The organism is Aquibium carbonis, from assembly GCF_003970795.1.
GTDB lineage: Bacteria > Pseudomonadota > Alphaproteobacteria > Rhizobiales > Rhizobiaceae > Aquibium > Aquibium carbonis.
In genome coordinates this window covers 1-15,783 of the sequence record NZ_RWKW01000097.1, presented here as the reverse complement: position 1 = coordinate 15,783, position 15,783 = coordinate 1, and the positions used below count along the sequence as shown (strand labels likewise).

The window sequence follows — 15,783 nt, the reverse complement described above, 5'->3', positions numbered from 1 at the left end:
CTCCGGAATCACGTTGGCGTGATGCTGACGGGATGTTGTCAGGAGCGGGGGTGCCGGACAATGTGAATTTGCGCACAATACGTTGACATTGCGCCACTTGCACCGCAGTTGTTGCGTTTTGTGAGCAGAACGGCAGACATGGTCGACAAGCGTGACCTTTCGGATCTGTTTCGGGAGCGGCTTCGGGTGCTGCTCGCCCGTTCGGGGCAGAATCAGTCGTCCTTTGCCGCGAATGTCGGGATCGATCGTTCCGCCCTGTCTCAGTTGCTGTCCGGTGCCTCTGCCCGGCTGCCGCGCGCGGAAACTCTGCTGAACATCGCCGCCGAGCACCGCGTCTCGCTCGACTGGCTCATGGGCCTGAGCCATGACGAGGGGCTGACGGGCGAGATGCGCGAGACCTTCGAAATGGAGGAAGCGACCGGCGGCTACGACGGAACGCCGCTCGCGCGATGGCATTCGGAAGCGGCCGGCACCAAGATCCGCTACGTGCCGGCGGGAATTCCCGACCTGCTGCGCACCGAGGCGCTGATCGACTTCGAGTCCGACGTATCGCTGCGCAGCCGCGAGGTGCAGGCAGGCGAGACGCAGTACCGGATCGACTACACGCGCCGGCCCGAGACCGACATGGAGATCTGCATGCCGCGTCATGCGCTCGAGATCTTCGCCGCCGGCATGGGCGTTTGGGCCGGCTTTCCCGCCGAAGCGCGGCGCGCGCAACTGCGCCACATGGCCGGGCTGCTCGACGAACTCTATCCCGCCGTGCGGCTTTACCTCTATGACGGGCGGCAGCGCTATTCCCTGCCCTACACGATCTTTGGGCCCTACCGGGCTGCGATCTATGCGGGCGACGTCTACCTCGTGCTCAACTCCACCGCCGCGATCCGGGCGCTGACACGCCATTTCGACAATCTGATCCGGGGCGCCGTCGTCAATGCTCACGAAGCCGCGTCCCACGCGGCAGACATGGAACGCAGCGTCCGTTGACGCGATATAAAGATTTCTTTATATACTTATCTGGTATTCACCTTGTTCGGATAGCACCCCATGACCAATCCCATCGACGCGCTCCTTGCCGAAAAGGGCGTCCTTCTGGCCGACGGCGCCACGGGGACCAACCTGTTTGCGATGGGGCTCGAGTCAGGCGACGCGCCTGAACTGTGGAACGAGACCGCGCCTGAAAAGATCGTCGCGCTGCACCGGGGCTTCGTCGACGCCGGCGCCGACATCATCCTGACCAACTCCTTCGGCGGCACCCGTCACCGGTTGAAGCTGCATCATGCCCAGGACCGCGTGTTCGAGCTGAACCGCCGCGCTGCCGAAATCGCCCGCGAAGTGGCCGATGGCGCTGGACGACCCGTGATCGTGGCCGGCTCCGTCGGCCCGACGGGCGAACTGCTGGAACCGCTCGGCGCCATGACCTATGGCGAGGCGGTGGATGCCTTCGCCGAGCAGATGGAGGGGCTCAAGGCCGGCGGCGCCGACGTCGCCTGGATCGAGACCATGTCGTCGCCGGAGGAAATCCGCGCCGCCGCCGAGGCGGCCATCCGTGTCGGCCTTCCCTACACCGTCACCGCGTCCTTCGACACCGCCGGCCGCACGATGATGGGGCTGGCGCCAAAGGACATCCACGGCGTGGCGGAGGGTCTCTCGCAGGCTCCGGTCGGCATCGGCGCCAATTGCGGCGTCGGCGCCTCCGACATCCTGTCGTCGCTGTTCGACATGGCGGATGCGCGGCCCGAGGCCACGCTCATCGTCAAGGGCAATTGCGGCATCCCGGAGTTCCGCGGGACCGAGATCCACTATTCCGGCACGCCGGAACTGATGGCCGACTATGTCCGGCTGGCGGTGGACGGCGGCGCGAAGATAATCGGCGGCTGCTGCGGCACCTCGTTTTCGCATCTGGCCGCCATGCGCAAGGCGCTCGACAGCCACCACAAGGGCGCGCGCCCGACGGTCGAGGACGTGGTGACGCGGATCGGGCCGCTGCGCAACAAGATCGCCAGCGAGAGCGGTGCAGCCAGCGGTGGCGAAGGCCGGCGCGAGCGACGCCGCGCGCGGGGCTGAGGACGCGCCGCGGCCCTGCGCTCGCGCCGATCCATCAAATTCGAACGATCCCGCAAAGCCCGCCTTTGCACGTGCGTGGTAGCTTCCGCACCGTTTCCGGAGAGTTCGCATGCCGCGCATTCTTTTCGCATGCCTGGTCCTGTTCCTGACCATGACGGCGACCAACGCCGTCATGGCGTCGCCTTCCGTGACTTTCTCGGACGCCCGCACATGGCCGTTCCTCGACGCGACGCTGGCGCGGGACGAGCCGCTCTGGATCGAGATCGACTACCGGAGCGACGTCCCCCTCCGCTTCCAGGCACGGGCCTACCGCGAGGGCGTCCCGGTGGACGTCGGCCAGAAGATGAATGCTTCGGCCGTGCATCCGGCCGGCAACGGCTCGGCCCTCGTCTGGGTCGCGTTCTACAAACCGGCCGTGGTCGATGAAATCCGCGTCACGGCCTATGATGCAGGCTTCGTGCCGATCGAGACGCGGTCGATACGGGCCAGACTCCGGTGGACGGACGGCGGACGACGCCAGCCAGCACCCGGCTGGGTCGATGCACTGCGCGCGGAGGAGAACAGGCGCATCGAGGCGGCAATGTCCAGCGAGCCCGACGAGGGCTTCGACGTCGCCGGACTGCTCATCGCACTTGCGATCTTCGGCGCCTTTCCCGGATACCTCTATCTTCAGGTGCGCTCCCTGAGCAGATGGCACGGCTTCTGGCGGCTGGCCGCCGCCCTGCCCTTGCTGGGGATGGGACCGGTGATCTTCTACACCGTTCCCGCCTTTCTCGCCGGCGCGAACCTGTGGCCGCTCGGGCTCATCTTCGCCGCTCCGCCGGCCTGCCTCTATCTTCTCATGCTTTTCGCCTGCCGAAGCTACGTCTGGCGACCGGCATAGGGTCTGTCTGGATGCTGAGCTCCCAGGTTGAGCGGTCCGGACGTACACACCGGGCGATCGACCGGCGGAAACGGAATCCGATCGCGATCGATCCGGTTTGACCGCGATCGGTCATCAGCCGGCCATGCTCGCCCTTCCGACGCGCTCGGCGCTTACAATCGAACGTTGCTTCGACCGCAAGGATGTGGAAGCCCGCGCCCCGAACAAGGGCCACTCTCGATCCAGCCGCAGGAACCCGTCTGCGGCCCGTAGCGAGAGAGGATACCAGATGTTTTCGAGATTTGTTCGAATGGGCCGGTCGGTCGGCCGAGCCGGGGGCGCCGCCGTCTCCGCCCTGCTGCTCCTTCCAGCCTTCGCGGCTCAATCATCGGCCGAGGTGATCGTGCGCGGCACGGAGGGAGCGCCCTTGCACGAGGCGCGCCCGGCGCCCGGCTCGATCTTTCCCGACGAGCACCTCATCGTCGCCCAGCCGTCCCCGTCAGAAGTGAACCCGAGCTTTCTCGGCCCGGTGCTGTTCATGAAGTCCGCCCATATAGACCTCGAGAAGGGCACCATGACGCTGCCGCTGCGCAAAGGACGACTGGAGTCGGGAGAACTCGTCTGGTCGGTGATCACCGACGTCACGGACGAGAACCTGGCCCACCTGCACGGCATCAACTATTCGGCCAAGCTCGCCTACGGGCTGATCGGAAAGGCGACGAGAAGCGCCCGGATCGAGAAGGACGGCAGCTTCGTGTTCGCGTCGGGTGCGGTCGATTTTTCTCCCGTCCACTCGATCACGCCAGGAGATGCCCCCAACTTCTTCCCGCCCAAGGCCGTGCAGCCGGGCGCGATAGGCGATGCCGACTACTCGCCGCTGGTGCAGTTCGAGAACGGCAAGAACGCCGTTTTCAACATGCCAATGGTGGCCTTCAACGCGTCGGAAGAGACGCTCGACGCCATGTGCGACGGCATGGTGGACAGGGCGGTGGTGCACGACAAGGTCGTGGCGATCTGCCCGCGCGACGGGACCGTGACCTTGCAGATGACGCTGGGCTACACCTTCGGCAAGCCGATCTTCTACCTGTCGACGGAGGCGAACGACCCCGCCGTCGCGGCGCTGGAAGGCGCCATCCTGACCCCTGCGCTCGACGACATGCCATTCGCGCTCGAAGACGCAGCGCCCGGCGAATCGGCTGAGCGGATCTATGTCTTCATCAACGGTCCGACCGGGAGCGAGCACCCGTTCCGGCAGGGCATCAACTCCGCGCTCTCGGATGGCGGCCATGGACCGCTCAACGTTCTTGGCGGCGTGCCGACGATCAATCTCGACTACAGCCCGATCTGGCGCCTGTTTCCCGTTCTCTGGACCGAGGAGGCGATCGAGAGGGGCTGGCGGACGAAACTGACCAACGCCATCGACATCGAGAATGCCGGCGCAAAGGGGATCGTCGAATCGATTGCCGGCGGCGCGCCGAGAGCTGTCGGCTTCCTCGTCAACTGCCCGGTTGTCTACCGCATCAACTGAGGTAGCGGGATCCGGGCCTCCCCCCGGCCCGGATCCCTTCCCATTCCGAGAATTCGACGAAAGGAAAACCCATGCTTCCCGTCCAGCTTGCCGTTTGCGCCATGAGCGTCATCGCCGTCGCCACCGGTCCTTCCCCTGCCATCGCCGATCCCGTCACGATCGAAATCGGTGAGCCCGGCATGCGCCACGTCGCTTTAACCTTCGAGCGGAGCGCCGCCGGGCCGACCGTGACGCTGCGCACGGAACTGACCGGCGTGGCCGGTTCGCGCATCACCGTGCGGATCGACCGCGCCCCGACACTGGCGCTCGACCATGTCTTCGCCGACGAGGAATGCCGTTTTCCCGACGGCAACGCGAGCAGGTGCGAGGTGGTGATCGGTCCCGATCACCCGTCGGCGCAGAGCCTGCTCGTCGGCTTCAAGCGTGGGCTCGAGGCACATGTGACCATCGAGGACGCCGGAATCATGCGGATGGACCAGTCCGTGTCACTCAAGGGATTCACCCGCCGCTATGGCGCCTGAGGCCTCGCGCCGCATGGTCGACGACAAGGGTCACGCATCGCTGCGCGCCCTGCTCGACGAGGGACGTCAGATCGTCACGTTCTGACAGCGTCAGGCCCGGGCGAACTGGCGACGCCATTCCGACGGGGTCGTGCCCGTCTCGCGCCGGAAGGCGGTGGTGAAATGCTGGTGCGAGGCAAAGCCGCAGGCAAGCGCGATGGTCGTGATGGACTCCCGCCCGGCGAGCGCGGCCTTGGCACGGTCGATGCGCCGCAGGGTCACGAAGCGATGCGGCGTCAACCCCGTGGCCTGGCGGAACGCCGTTGCGAAGTGATACTTGCCGAGCCCGGCGACGGAGGCGAGCCGGTCGAGCGACACCTCCTCGTCGATCCACGCCTCGACGGCATCCACCACCATGCGCAGGCGTCGGGGCGAGAGGGCGCCGACGCGCGGGGCAGCGATGCCCCCCGATCCGGCGGCATGAAAGCCGACGAGGCGCATGGCGATCAGAAGAGCCCGGAGATCCATTTCCACGGACGAGGGTCGGGACACCGGATCAATGCCCCGGCGCACATACTGGTCGAGCATCAGGCGCAATTCGGCGTCATGGGCGAAGACACGGTCCTCGCGCAGGTCGGGCTCGTCGGTCCGGCCCAGTTCGCGCGCGGCTTCCGCGATGAGGCCGAGGTCAAGATAATGGTGCCTCCCGGTCGTGTCTCCCGGGGCGATCCATCGACGGTCATAGCCGCCCGGATAGAGCAGGAACGCATCCGCCTCCTTTCCGCCCGAGCGGCCCCGCCAGGGACCGTCCATGCGCATGAAGGCCGGCCCTTCGTCGAGTATGCTGATCGTGACGTGGTCGACGGCCGGGACCGAGACATCGAAACCCACGGGCGCGCGCCACATGACGAAAGCGACGTCCCACCCCTCTTCCACGCCGATCACGCCGCTGGACTGTGCCTGCTGGACCGCCGGCAGCATGATGCGGGCCTGCGACGGGATTTCACGAAAGGCGTACCGCATCCTGCCTCATCGGACCTGCAATCCCAGACCATCGCCTGCGATCCTAGGCAACGGTCGGGGATCTGACATTCGGAAGCTAGGGTCCGCGACGCCGGATCGTCAACGGCGCAGCCGAACACGCGACAGACACGATTTGGTGTAAAAAAAACGGCGGCCCACCGGCAAGTGGACACCGTGTCCGACCTCGGCACCCGGGCGCCCCCGCCCTGCCTCGGCCGACACGGTGTCCGGACCGCCACTACCGCCTTGCGTCGAGCGCCGAGGCGAGGCGCACGAGCTGGAGGAACTCCGCACGATAGCCGTACGGGTCGGCGCCGCGGGCGGCGGTGGCGATTTCGAGGATCCTGTCGTAGCCGAAGCCGGCCGTCTGGTCGGCGCCCCGGAGCTTCTGCCCGAAGGCGGCGACGGCGACGGAGAAGCGCTGGTCCTGGCTCGCGGCCTCGAAGGAGGCGATCTCGCCCGCCGGCGTGACCGGCGTCTCGATCAGCTTCGAGACGTCCTCGTCGGGCAGCTTGTAGCGGATCTTCACGAAGGCATACTCGTCGCCATGGGCGATGCCGGTGGCATTGTCCGTCTTCGCCTCGCCATAGCGCAGATCGTCGATCACCTGCGCCGGGCTGCCCCTGGGCGTGATCTCGTAGATGGCGGTGACCGAATGTCCAGAGCCGATGTCGCCGGCATCGACGCGGTCGTTGTTGAAGTCTTCCCGGTTCAAGGCGCGGGTCTCGTAGCCGATCAACCGGTATTCGGAGATCGTCTCCGGATTGAACTCGACCTGGATCTTCACATCCTTGGCGATCGGGAAGAGCGTCGACGACGCCTCCTGCACCAGCGTCTTTTCGGCTTCGGCGAGCGTGTCGATGTAGGCGGCCGTGCCGTTGCCGTTCTGGGCGATCGCCTGCATCATCTGGTCGTTGTAATTGCCCTGGCCGAAGCCGAAGACCGACAGGAAGACGCCGCTGTCGCGCCGCGAGACGATCAGCCGCTTCAGGTCTTCGTCCGACGCCTGGCCGACATTGAAGTCGCCGTCGGTGGCCAGCATCACCCGGTTGACCCCACCCTCGACGAAGCTCTGCTCCGCGAGCCGGTAGGCCTGGCGCAGGCCCGCCTCACCGGCCGTCGAGCCGCCCGCCTCGAGCCGGTCGAGAGCGGCGCGGATCTTGTCCTTCTCGGATCCCTTCGTCGGTTCCAGGACCGTGCCGGCGCTGCCGGCATAGGTGACGATGGAGACGGTGTCGTTTTCCGACAGCCGGTCGACCAGGAGGTGGAAGGCGTTCTTCAGCAGCGGCAGCTTGTCGGGCTGGTTCATCGAGCCGGACGTGTCGATCAGGAAGACCAGGTTGGAGGCCGGGTTCGCGGCGGGCGGAATGTCGAAGCCCTTGATGGCGACGTGCATCAGCTTCGTATGGTCATTCCACGGCGTCGGCATGACGCTGACGGTGGTGTTGAACGGCGTCGCGGCATCCTGTGGACCCGCCCAGTCGTAGGGGAAGTAGTTGACCATTTCCTCGACGCGCACGGTGTCGGCGCGCGGCAGCACGCCGCGCTTGAGCGAGGACCGCACGAAGGCATAGGACGCGGTGTCGACGTCGATCGAGAAGGTCGAGACCGGGTTTTCCAGCGCCGAGCGAACGGGATTGGTGTCGAAGCCCTGGATGCGGTCGCGGTTGTCCTCGATGGCCGGCATCGGATCGGCCGGCGCCGGCAGGATCGCCGACGGCCGCGGCTGGCTCGCGGTGCGGTCGCCCGGGACGGCCTGGCGCGTCATCAACCGCGCCGGAGCCTCGGCAAGCGGCGCCACCGCCATCGGCACCGGATCGAAGGACCGCAAGGTTTCAGTCGCCTCCCCGCCCGAGGCCATGTCGCGGGACGGGTCCTCGCGTTCGGCGACCGGCGGCGCAGCGGCCGGTTCAGAGGTGACCGCCTTCGGCGCCGCACCTTCTTCGAGCCGACTGTCGACGAAGGGGCTCTGCCGGCCGAAGGGGTTCTCGTTGACCAGGATGTAGGCGGCATAGCCGGCCGCGGGCAGCGCCAGGATGCTGGCGATGGCGGGTGTGGATAGAAATCTGCGGTCCATGATCCTGCTCCAGAACGACGTTGGTCTGGTGCTGGGACGCTGCGGCTTCGCCGATCCTTGGGGCGCGGACGCATTTTTTTCGTCGAAGGCCGTCATGGCCGCCGACAGCGCGCGCCGGCGCGCCGCCTCGTCCGGGCTCGGGGCGCGCTGGTCGCGCAGGATGTCGAGTTCGTCCCTGGGCATGATCACTCTTCCCGGACCGGGCGCATCAGCGCCTTCAGCCGTTTCCTGGCCTCGTGGATGTGCCACGACACCGTCGCTTCCGCGCATCCCATGACGTCGGAGGCGGCATCGTGGCTGAGCCCCTCGCCATAGACGAGCAGCACCGCTTCGCATTGCTTGGGCGGCAGTTGCCGCACGGCCTCCCACAGCGCCTCCGCCGCGTCTTCCGGTTCCGGCTCGACGACGGCTGCTGCCGACAGGGCATGAACGCCGTAGGCCGCCACCCTGGTTGCCTCGCGCGCCAAGCGGCGCCCATGGTCGCGCGCGGCATTGAGCGTCAGCTGGTAGAGCCAGGTGGTGAAGCGTCCTTCGCCGCGAAAGCCCTGGATCGCCTTGCCGAGCCGCACGCAGACCTCCTGGGCGATGTCCTCGGCGTCGGTGCGGCGTCCACACCAGCGCCAGGCGACGCGGAAGACGAAATCATAGTGGCGCGCGACCAGCGTCGAGAACGCATCGCGGTCACCGCGGCGCGCCAGCGCCACGAGGTCGTCGTCCTTTGCTTCGGTCCGTGCCGCCATCGCCTTCATTTGTCATTGTGACGTGGCCAGTTTGCCATTCCTTGGGTCCGGGGCACGATTTTTTTAGGCGTCGACGCCCGAGCCGCATGCCTTCGCTGCCGGCCGTGTAGCAAGATGGTCACATCGGCGTGAGCGGATGAAGGGGGCGGCGACCCTTGTTCTTTGACGGCTCGAAGGCCACATAGGGGCAGACCGAGGAGCGTGCCGGGGGGCTGAGTCGCCTGCCGACACTCGTTGCTCGGCATTCGGTTTGCCGGCATGTTCGGCACGGTACGCGAGCGACCCGCAATCCATGAACGACACAGCCTCTCCCACCTCCCCCGTCCGCGGATCGCCGGCCCGCACCCAGCGGCGGCTGGCGGCCATTCTCGTGACGGACGTCGTGGGCTATTCGCGGCTGATGCATTCGGACGAGGCGTTGACGCTGGAACGGCTGCGCCGGCTTCGTTCGGAGCTGCTGGACCCGAAGCTCGCCGAATATAGCGGACGCATGGTGAAATCGACCGGCGACGGCATGATCGCGGAGTTCCACAGCGCCGTCGACGCCGTGCAGTACGCCGTCGACGTGCAGCGCGCCATCAAGGACAGCAACCGCCTGACCGAGACGCCCGGCTATCTGACGTTGCGCGTCGGCATCAATGTCGGCGACGTGGTGGTCGAAGGCGACGATCTCTTCGGCGACGGCGTCAACGTCGCCGCCCGCATCGAAGGCATAGCGCAGGATGGCGGCATCTGCATTTCCGGCACCGTGCACGACCAGGTGAAGGACAAGCTCGACCTCGACTTCGAGGATCGCGGCCTGCGCAACGTCAAGAACATCGCCGAGCCGGTGCGCACCTTCTCGATCCGCATCGACGACGAGCCGCGCGCGTGGTTTCCGATGGCGGTCGAACAGGTCGAAAGCGCCTCGATCGCCGTCCTGCCCTTCGACAACATGAGCGGCGACGCGGAGCAGGACTATTTTTCCGACGGCATCACCGAAGACATCATCACCGACCTGTCGAAGATCTCGTCGCTGCTGGTCATCGCGCGCAACTCCTCCTTCACCTACAAGGGCCGCGCCGTCGACGTGAAGCAGGTGGCGCGCGAACTCGGCGTGCGCCACGTGCTCGAAGGCAGCGTGCGCCGTGCCGGCAACCGCGTGCGCATCACCGCTCAGTTGATCGACGGAGCGACCGGCGGCCATGTCTGGGCCGAACGCTACGACCGCGTGCTGGAGGACATCTTCGCCATCCAGGACGAGATCACCCTGACGATCGTGAACGAGCTGAAGGTGCACCTGAAGCTCGGCGAAAAGGATCGGCTGTCGCAGCGCCACCAGCCGAACATCGAGGCCTACGACCTGACCCTGCGGGGACGGGACCTGATCTTCAGCGCCACCAAGGAGCGGCAGCAGGAGGCGACGAGGATGTTCGAGCGGGCGATCGAACTCGATCCCTACCTCACCTTCCCCCGCTCGGGTCTCGCCTTCGCCCACATCCTCGCCTACGTGAACAACTGGAGCGCCGACCCGCAGGCCACGCTGGAACTGGCGCGCCGCACGGCGGAGAAAGCGCTGGAACTCGGGCCAGACGACGCGCTCGCCCACCGCGCGCTGGCGGTGGCGCTGTTGTGGGAACGCCGGATGGAGGACGCTTGCGCCGTGCTCGCCAAGGCGGTCGAACTGGCGCCAGGCGACGCGGAGACACACGTCACGCGCGGCAACATGCTGGTCTACATGCACGAGCCGGATCTCGCGATCGAATCGCTGGAGAAGGCGTTCCGGCTCAATCCGCGCTTTCCCGACATGTGGCTCTATTTCATGGCCCATGCGTATTTCATGAAGGGCGAGTACGAGCGGGCCGAGCCGCTGTTGCGCGAGCGCATCGCCAAGACTCCCGAGACCGACATCGCCCGCGTTCTGCTCGCCTCGACGCTCGGCCATCTCGGCGACAAGGCGGAGGCGAAGCGGCTCTGGGACGAAGTCTTCATCGTCAATCCGCACTATTCGCTCGAGCACCGGTCGCGCATTCTGCCCTACAAGGATCCCGCCGACTGGGAGCGCGTGCTGGACGGGCTGGCGAAAGCCGGACTGCCGACGCACTGAGGCTGTCGTCGCGGCGCGACCTCGGGCCGGCTGTGGAGGCCGACCCGCTGGTCGCCTCGCCGGCGTTCCGGCCGACATTTGCCGTAACATTGCTAGAGCGTGTCAGGATCCTTCGCCGAGCAGGGCCACGAGCAGGTCGTGCTTCTCGTCGGCGAACGGGTTCACGACCGTTACGCCGCCCCATGTGAAACCCGCCTGCATGTCTTCCGACAGCAGCACCCGGCAGCCGGCCTGTGAAGCGACGGTCAGGACGACCGCATCCCAGATTCCGAGCCTGTGATCGGTTGCGAGGTCCATCGCCTTCGCCATCGTGTCTGCGGTGGTCGGTGCGACCTGAAAGGCATCGCGCCAGCCGAGGATAGCCGCCCGCACGTCGGCCGGCTTCCGACCGGCCTTGCGCAACAGGACGTTGAAAAGCTCGCCAAGGACCTGGGCGGGAATGACGGTCGAGGCCTGCGGCATGCGTCGAAGCAGATCGAGCGCCAGGTCGCGCTTCTCGACGTCGTTCAGACCCTCTGCATAAACGAGCACATTGGTGTCGAGGGCCGCCTTCACGCTCAGTCCTCGTATAGTTCGTCGCGCGACCAGCGTCCTGCGTCCACCACCGGCTGCCTGGCCAGGCGCGTCAGCAGGGTCGACCGGGCCGCAGCCTTCGCGCCATCGTCGGCCTCGACCGGAAGAATGCGGGCGAGCGGCCTGCCATGGCTGGTGACGACGTAGGTGTTTCCCTTCTGCACGCCCTGCAGGATGCGCGAAAACCGACGATTGGCATCAGCTGCCGAAACGGTCTCATCCATGTGCAGTCTCCAAAGTAGTGAGAAACACTACATTAGGGGCGAAGGCGCCGCGTGGCAAGGCGCCGTCGGTTCGAGCCATAGGCATGCCGTGTCGGGCCTTCGTCGCGGGAGCCAAACACAGGCTCCGCCCATGCAAAGGCTCGAAGGGCGATGAACCCTCTGTTGCCCGCCAGCAAAAATGGCGCCGTCGCGCGCGACTGCGATCAACCGCCGCTGGTCGGGGCGGATGCGATGGATGGCGAGGCGAACGCCGCCATGTGGAAGGCCTGCTGAGCGGGTTCATAGCGATACTCGGTTCCCACCGGACAGGCCCGACGGTCGAGGCAGCCGCCCGAAGCGCAGGCCGAGCCAGACGGGGACCGCACATGCCCCAGACAGGCCGGATAGTCGAAGCCGCCTCCGGCATGCGCGGCCACAGGACAGGCCTTCAGGCAAGGTTTTCCGATACATGCGTCGCAGGGATGATGCAACGAATCAGGATTGCGGGGGCGTTCCAGCGCGTTGTCGAACAGGAGCGCGCCGCGAAAGGCGTGCCAGAGCCCCCACACCGGGTGCATGAGCAGGCCGAGCGGCGACGGGCGCAGGCCTTCCGCGCGCATCGCCCAGGCCTGGAAGGGCAGCCAGGGCTGGTCGGAGGGCGAGACCGCACGGGCGCCGAAGCGCACCGCCACGGCGCCGATGACCTGCCGCGACCAGGCATCGAGCGGATCGGCGAGGCCGGCCGGCTGCGTCGCCCGCCAGGCCTGGAAATGCGGCCAGATCGAGGATCCCGCATGGCCGACGAGGAGGACGGCGCGGGCCGACGCGCCCGACGGCCCGGGCGGCGCGGTTTCGCCCTTGGCAAAATCGATCCCGCCGCGCGGGATCAGCCCGTGGACGGCGAGCGCTGCGGCAAGGCCGTCGAAATCGATCGTACCCATCCGCTTGCAGTCCCCCCGCCCCGACCCGGGATCAATGCACCAGCGTCTCGTCGAAGAGGGTGACCAGACGCGTCCAGTGACGTTCGGCGCCCGCCTCGTCGAAGACGGAATGATCGGGCACGCACCAGCCGTGTCTGGTGCCGGCATAATTCTCGATGACGTGGTCGACTTCGGCGGCGCGCAGCGCTTCGGCCAGCCTGCCCGCCTGCTCGGGCGGGAACGAGCCGTCGACGCCGGCCGCACCGACATAGATGCGCGCCTTCATTTCGGCGGCGCGCCGGTGCGGGCTGTCCTCGGCGTCGGTGGCGAGATTGCCGCCGTGAAAGCTCGCCGCCGCCGCGATGCGGCCGGGAAAGGCCGCAGCCACGTTGAGCGCGCGGGCGCCGCCCATGCAGTAGCCGGAAACGCTGACCGGGCCGGCATGACCTTCGGCCGAGAGCGCCTCGAGGAAGGCGCCGGTGTCGGCGATGGTCATGGCCTGCGTGGTCTCGCGCAGCATGGAAAACAGCCGCGCCTTGGTGGCCTCGTCGGCAAAGGCCGTCCTAGTGTCGAACTGCGGCTTGTCGCCGAAGCGGAAGAACAGGTCCGGCAGCAGCACGGCGTATCCGGCCGAAACGAGCCGCCCGGCCATGGCATCGAGCGCCGGGCGCAGGCCGAATATGTCCATGAACAGGATGACGGCGGCCTTTGCCGGCTCTTCCGGCTGGAAGAGGCCGGCCCGGCAGGTGCCGTCGGCGGTGGCGATGTCGATCGTGCGCTTGATCACGGCAAAGGCTCCGGGCTGGTATGCTCCGGAGCCTTGTCGCATTGCGGTGCGGTCGGTCGCAAGTCTCGGGCGTCTCAGGCGGCGTGGCGCTCGGGGCGGATCATTCGCCTGAGCACGTCGGTCTTCTTGACGAAATGCTGCACCAGCGCGCCGACGACGTGCAGCGCCACCGCGATGACGATCACCGGCTTGGCGAAATGGTGGACCGTGCCGGCGATCTCGACGCCGCCGAACCAGGCGATCGCACCGCTGATCGGCATGGCGACGATGACGAGATAGAGGATCGCATGGACCGCATGCGCGATCGTGGTCTGCAGCCGGCTCTGGCCCGCAGGCAGCGGCGGCGCCCCGTGGGTGACGCGCAGGAAGATCCGGATCACGGCGAGCGCGAAGACGCCCATGCCGACGGCGACATGGACGTTGGCGGCGAAAAGGTCGGCCTCGGCCGGTGTCGTTCCGTCCCGGAACGCCAGCCAGGCCGGACCGATGTTCTCGCCCATGACGACCTGGAAGACGATCATCGCCGCCATCACCCAGTGCAGCATGATCTGGGCGGAGGAATAGCTGGTGGGACGGGCGGCGACACCCGGGGCAACGTTTGCGGACATGACGAGACCTTTTCGAAACCGCTCCGTGACGTGGGCGTCACGATCTCCTGGAGGTTAGGATCAGGCCTTGATCGAAAACAAGCCGAGCAATGTTGCGCAAGGTAAAGTTCTGTAAAGTCGCGCAGGATCGGCATCCCGGGCGCCACGAAAGCTCCGTCAGGGGCGTGGCGGGACCTCCGCCGCGCGCTACGTCGCGCGCGGTTTCTTCGGTCCGGAGAAGGCGCTTCTCCAGACTTCCTTGTGAATGATGTCGGCCACTTTAGCCCGGCCTGTATCGGGCTCGCTTCAAGTGAAGGCGTCTGGCATGGACTGCTTCCTGGCCGCGATGAAGTCGCGCAGGCCCTCGGCGATGCCCTCGTCGAGCGGCGGCGCCTCGTAGGTCTCCAGCCAGCGCCGGGCGAGTTCGTTGGCGCGGGTCTCGGCGCGCTTCTCGCCCTCGGCCTGCCACTGCTCGTAGGAATTGTTGTCGGCGATCGACGAGCGGTAGAAGGCCGACTGGAAATTGGCCTGGGTGTGCGAGCAGCCGAGATAGTGGCTGCCGGGGCCGACCTCGCGGATGGCGTCCATCGCCTGGCCGTTCTCCGACAGGTCGACGCCGGCCGCGAGCTTTTGCTGCATGCCGAGCTGGTCGATGTCCATCATGAACTTCTCGTAGCAGGAGGCCAGCCCGCCCTCGAGCCAGCCGGCGGCGTGGAGCACGAAGTTGGTGCCGGCGAGCAGGGTGGAGGTCAGCGTGTTGGCGCTCTCGTAAGCGGCCTGCGCGTCGGGGATCTTGGAGGCGCAGAGCGAGCCGCCGGTGCGGAAGGGCAAGCCCAGCCGCCGCGCCAGCTGGCCAGCGCCATAGGACACCAGCGTCGGCTCCGGCGTGCCGAAGGTCGGCGCGCCCGACTGCATGGAGATGGACGAGGCGAAGGTGCCGAACAGCACCGGCGCGCCGGGCCGCACGAGCTGGGTGAAGGCCGCACCGGCCAGCACTTCGGCCAGAACCTGCGTCAGCGTGCCGGCGACCGTGACCGGGCTCATGGCGCCGGCCAGGATGAAGGGTGTGATGATGGTGGCCTGGTTGTTGCGGGCATAGACCTTGGCCGCGCCCAGCATGGTCTCGTCGAAGACCATCGGCGAATTGGCGTTGATCAGGTTGATGATGACGGTGTTTTCCTCGACGAACCTGTCGCCGAACAGGATCTTCGCCATCGCCACCGTGTCCTCGGCCCGCTCCGGCGCTGTGACGGAGCCCATGAAGGGCTTGTCCGACAGCGTCATGTGGGCTGCGATCATGTCGAGATGGCGCTTGTTGACCGGCACGTCGACCGGCTCGCACACCGTACCGCCCGAATGGTGCAGCGACGGCGCCATGTAGGTGAGCTTCACGAAGTTGCGGAAATCCTCGATGGTGGCATAGCGGCGGTTGCCGTCGAGGTCGCGCACGAAGGGCGGGCCGTAGACCGGCGCGAAGACGGTGGCGTCGCCGCCGATCTGGACGGACCGTTCCGGATTGCGGGCATGCTGGGTGAAGACGGACGGCGCGGTCTTCAAGAGCGAGCGCGGCAGGCCCTTCGGGAAGTGAACCCGCTCGCCGCGGACGTCGGCGCCCGCGTCGCGCCACATCTGCAGGGCTTCCGCGTCGTCGCGAAACTCGATGCCGATCTCTTCGAGCACGGTGTCGGCATTGGCCTCGATGATCGACAGGCCTTCCTCGTCGAGCACCTCGTAGACCTTGATGTTGCGCTGGATGTAGGGCTGTTGCAGGCCCGGGCCGCCGCCGGACCGCGCCGCACGCCGCGCCGACGCGCCGCCGCGATCGCCACGCCC

At 67.0% G+C, this 15,783-nt stretch carries 15 protein-coding genes; 6 read left to right on the top strand and 9 right to left on the bottom strand.

Going from position 1 to position 15,783, the window contains the following annotated elements; all coding sequences use genetic code 11:
• Nucleotides 1–138 precede the first annotated feature (138 nt).
• The 5 genes from EJC49_RS21370 (at nucleotide 139) to EJC49_RS21350 (ending at nucleotide 4,975) form a co-directional block, all read left to right on the top strand.
• On the top strand, nucleotides 139–984 hold the full coding sequence (locus tag EJC49_RS21370) for a helix-turn-helix domain-containing protein (RefSeq protein WP_126701962.1): 846 nt from the start codon (nucleotides 139–141) through the stop codon (nucleotides 982–984).
• Between the two features lie 60 nt (nucleotides 985–1,044).
• Nucleotides 1,045–2,064: a betaine--homocysteine S-methyltransferase gene (gene bmt, locus EJC49_RS21365; protein WP_126701961.1), complete on the top strand. Its 1,020-nt coding sequence runs from the start codon at nucleotides 1,045–1,047 to the stop codon at nucleotides 2,062–2,064.
• Between the two features lie 109 nt (nucleotides 2,065–2,173).
• Nucleotides 2,174–2,947, top strand: a complete 774-nt coding sequence (locus EJC49_RS21360; protein ID WP_126701960.1) for a hypothetical protein — start codon at nucleotides 2,174–2,176, stop codon at nucleotides 2,945–2,947.
• A gap of 268 nt (nucleotides 2,948–3,215) precedes the next feature.
• Nucleotides 3,216–4,454, top strand: coding sequence for a hypothetical protein (locus EJC49_RS21355; protein ID WP_126701959.1), 1,239 nt, complete (start codon nucleotides 3,216–3,218; stop codon nucleotides 4,452–4,454).
• 71 nt (nucleotides 4,455–4,525) lie between these two features.
• A complete protein-coding gene (locus EJC49_RS21350; RefSeq protein WP_126701958.1) occupies nucleotides 4,526–4,975 on the top strand; it encodes a hypothetical protein in 450 nt (149 codons plus the stop codon).
• A gap of 90 nt (nucleotides 4,976–5,065) precedes the next feature.
• On the opposite strand, the gene EJC49_RS21345 is transcribed toward EJC49_RS21350, so the two are convergent.
• The 3 genes from EJC49_RS21345 to EJC49_RS21335 all read right to left on the bottom strand — a co-directional run bounded on the left by EJC49_RS21345 (nucleotide 5,066) and on the right by EJC49_RS21335 (nucleotide 8,803).
• On the bottom strand, nucleotides 5,066–5,977 hold the full coding sequence (locus EJC49_RS21345) for a helix-turn-helix domain-containing protein (protein ID WP_126701957.1): 912 nt from the start codon (nucleotides 5,975–5,977) through the stop codon (nucleotides 5,066–5,068).
• 238 nt (nucleotides 5,978–6,215) lie between these two features.
• Complete coding sequence (locus EJC49_RS21340) at nucleotides 6,216–8,237, bottom strand: vWA domain-containing protein (RefSeq protein WP_425358837.1); 2,022 nt, start codon at nucleotides 8,235–8,237, stop codon at nucleotides 6,216–6,218.
• Nucleotides 8,238–8,239: 2 nt separating this feature from the next.
• Nucleotides 8,240–8,803 (bottom strand): RNA polymerase sigma factor, encoded by a 564-nt coding sequence (locus tag EJC49_RS21335; RefSeq protein WP_126701956.1) that lies wholly within the window; start codon nucleotides 8,801–8,803, stop codon nucleotides 8,240–8,242.
• Between the two features lie 283 nt (nucleotides 8,804–9,086).
• On the opposite strand from EJC49_RS21335, the gene EJC49_RS21330 reads away from it, so the two are divergent.
• Nucleotides 9,087–10,880: an adenylate/guanylate cyclase domain-containing protein gene (locus EJC49_RS21330; RefSeq protein ID WP_126701955.1), complete on the top strand. Its 1,794-nt coding sequence runs from the start codon at nucleotides 9,087–9,089 to the stop codon at nucleotides 10,878–10,880.
• Between the two features lie 102 nt (nucleotides 10,881–10,982).
• Here the strand turns inward: EJC49_RS21330 and EJC49_RS21325 are convergent, their stop codons facing one another.
• From EJC49_RS21325 to EJC49_RS21300, 6 genes are all read right to left on the bottom strand, one after another.
• The gene (locus EJC49_RS21325) at nucleotides 10,983–11,435 is read right to left on the bottom strand and encodes a PIN domain-containing protein (protein ID WP_126701954.1); all 453 of its coding nucleotides are present in this window, start codon (nucleotides 11,433–11,435) and stop codon (nucleotides 10,983–10,985) included.
• A 2-nt stretch (nucleotides 11,436–11,437) separates the two neighbouring features.
• On the bottom strand, nucleotides 11,438–11,677 hold the full coding sequence (locus tag EJC49_RS21320; protein ID WP_126701953.1) for a type II toxin-antitoxin system Phd/YefM family antitoxin: 240 nt from the start codon (nucleotides 11,675–11,677) through the stop codon (nucleotides 11,438–11,440).
• A gap of 203 nt (nucleotides 11,678–11,880) precedes the next feature.
• On the bottom strand, nucleotides 11,881–12,597 hold the full coding sequence (locus tag EJC49_RS21315; RefSeq protein WP_126701952.1) for a 4Fe-4S dicluster domain-containing protein: 717 nt from the start codon (nucleotides 12,595–12,597) through the stop codon (nucleotides 11,881–11,883).
• Between the two features lie 31 nt (nucleotides 12,598–12,628).
• Nucleotides 12,629–13,360 (bottom strand): dienelactone hydrolase family protein, encoded by a 732-nt coding sequence (locus tag EJC49_RS21310; RefSeq protein ID WP_425358838.1) that lies wholly within the window; start codon nucleotides 13,358–13,360, stop codon nucleotides 12,629–12,631.
• Between the two features lie 77 nt (nucleotides 13,361–13,437).
• Nucleotides 13,438–13,971 carry a cytochrome b gene (locus EJC49_RS21305; RefSeq protein WP_126701950.1) on the bottom strand — a complete coding sequence of 178 codons (534 nt, stop codon included), beginning with the start codon at nucleotides 13,969–13,971 and terminating at the stop codon, nucleotides 13,438–13,440.
• Between the two features lie 285 nt (nucleotides 13,972–14,256).
• On the bottom strand, nucleotides 14,257–15,783 hold a 1,527-nt coding region (locus EJC49_RS21300), incomplete at its 5' end, for a trimethylamine methyltransferase family protein (protein ID WP_126701949.1).

Coding starts and splice junctions, on each gene's coding strand:
- EJC49_RS21340 (WP_425358837.1), bottom strand. CDS start 8,237: ATGCCCAGGGACGAACTCGACATCCTGCGCGACCAGCGCGCCCCGAGC.
- EJC49_RS21335 (WP_126701956.1), bottom strand. CDS start 8,803: ATGAAGGCGATGGCGGCACGGACCGAAGCAAAGGACGACGACCTCGTG.
- EJC49_RS21370 (WP_126701962.1), top strand. CDS start 139: ATGGTCGACAAGCGTGACCTTTCGGATCTGTTTCGGGAGCGGCTTCGG.
- EJC49_RS21355 (WP_126701959.1), top strand. CDS start 3,216: ATGTTTTCGAGATTTGTTCGAATGGGCCGGTCGGTCGGCCGAGCCGGG.
- EJC49_RS21350 (WP_126701958.1), top strand. CDS start 4,526: ATGCTTCCCGTCCAGCTTGCCGTTTGCGCCATGAGCGTCATCGCCGTC.
- EJC49_RS21345 (WP_126701957.1), bottom strand. CDS start 5,977: ATGCGGTACGCCTTTCGTGAAATCCCGTCGCAGGCCCGCATCATGCTG.
- EJC49_RS21315 (WP_126701952.1), bottom strand. CDS start 12,597: ATGGGTACGATCGATTTCGACGGCCTTGCCGCAGCGCTCGCCGTCCAC.
- EJC49_RS21330 (WP_126701955.1), top strand. CDS start 9,087: ATGAACGACACAGCCTCTCCCACCTCCCCCGTCCGCGGATCGCCGGCC.
- bmt (WP_126701961.1), top strand. CDS start 1,045: ATGACCAATCCCATCGACGCGCTCCTTGCCGAAAAGGGCGTCCTTCTG.
- EJC49_RS21360 (WP_126701960.1), top strand. CDS start 2,174: ATGCCGCGCATTCTTTTCGCATGCCTGGTCCTGTTCCTGACCATGACG.
- EJC49_RS21320 (WP_126701953.1), bottom strand. CDS start 11,677: ATGGATGAGACCGTTTCGGCAGCTGATGCCAATCGTCGGTTTTCGCGC.
- EJC49_RS21305 (WP_126701950.1), bottom strand. CDS start 13,971: ATGTCCGCAAACGTTGCCCCGGGTGTCGCCGCCCGTCCCACCAGCTAT.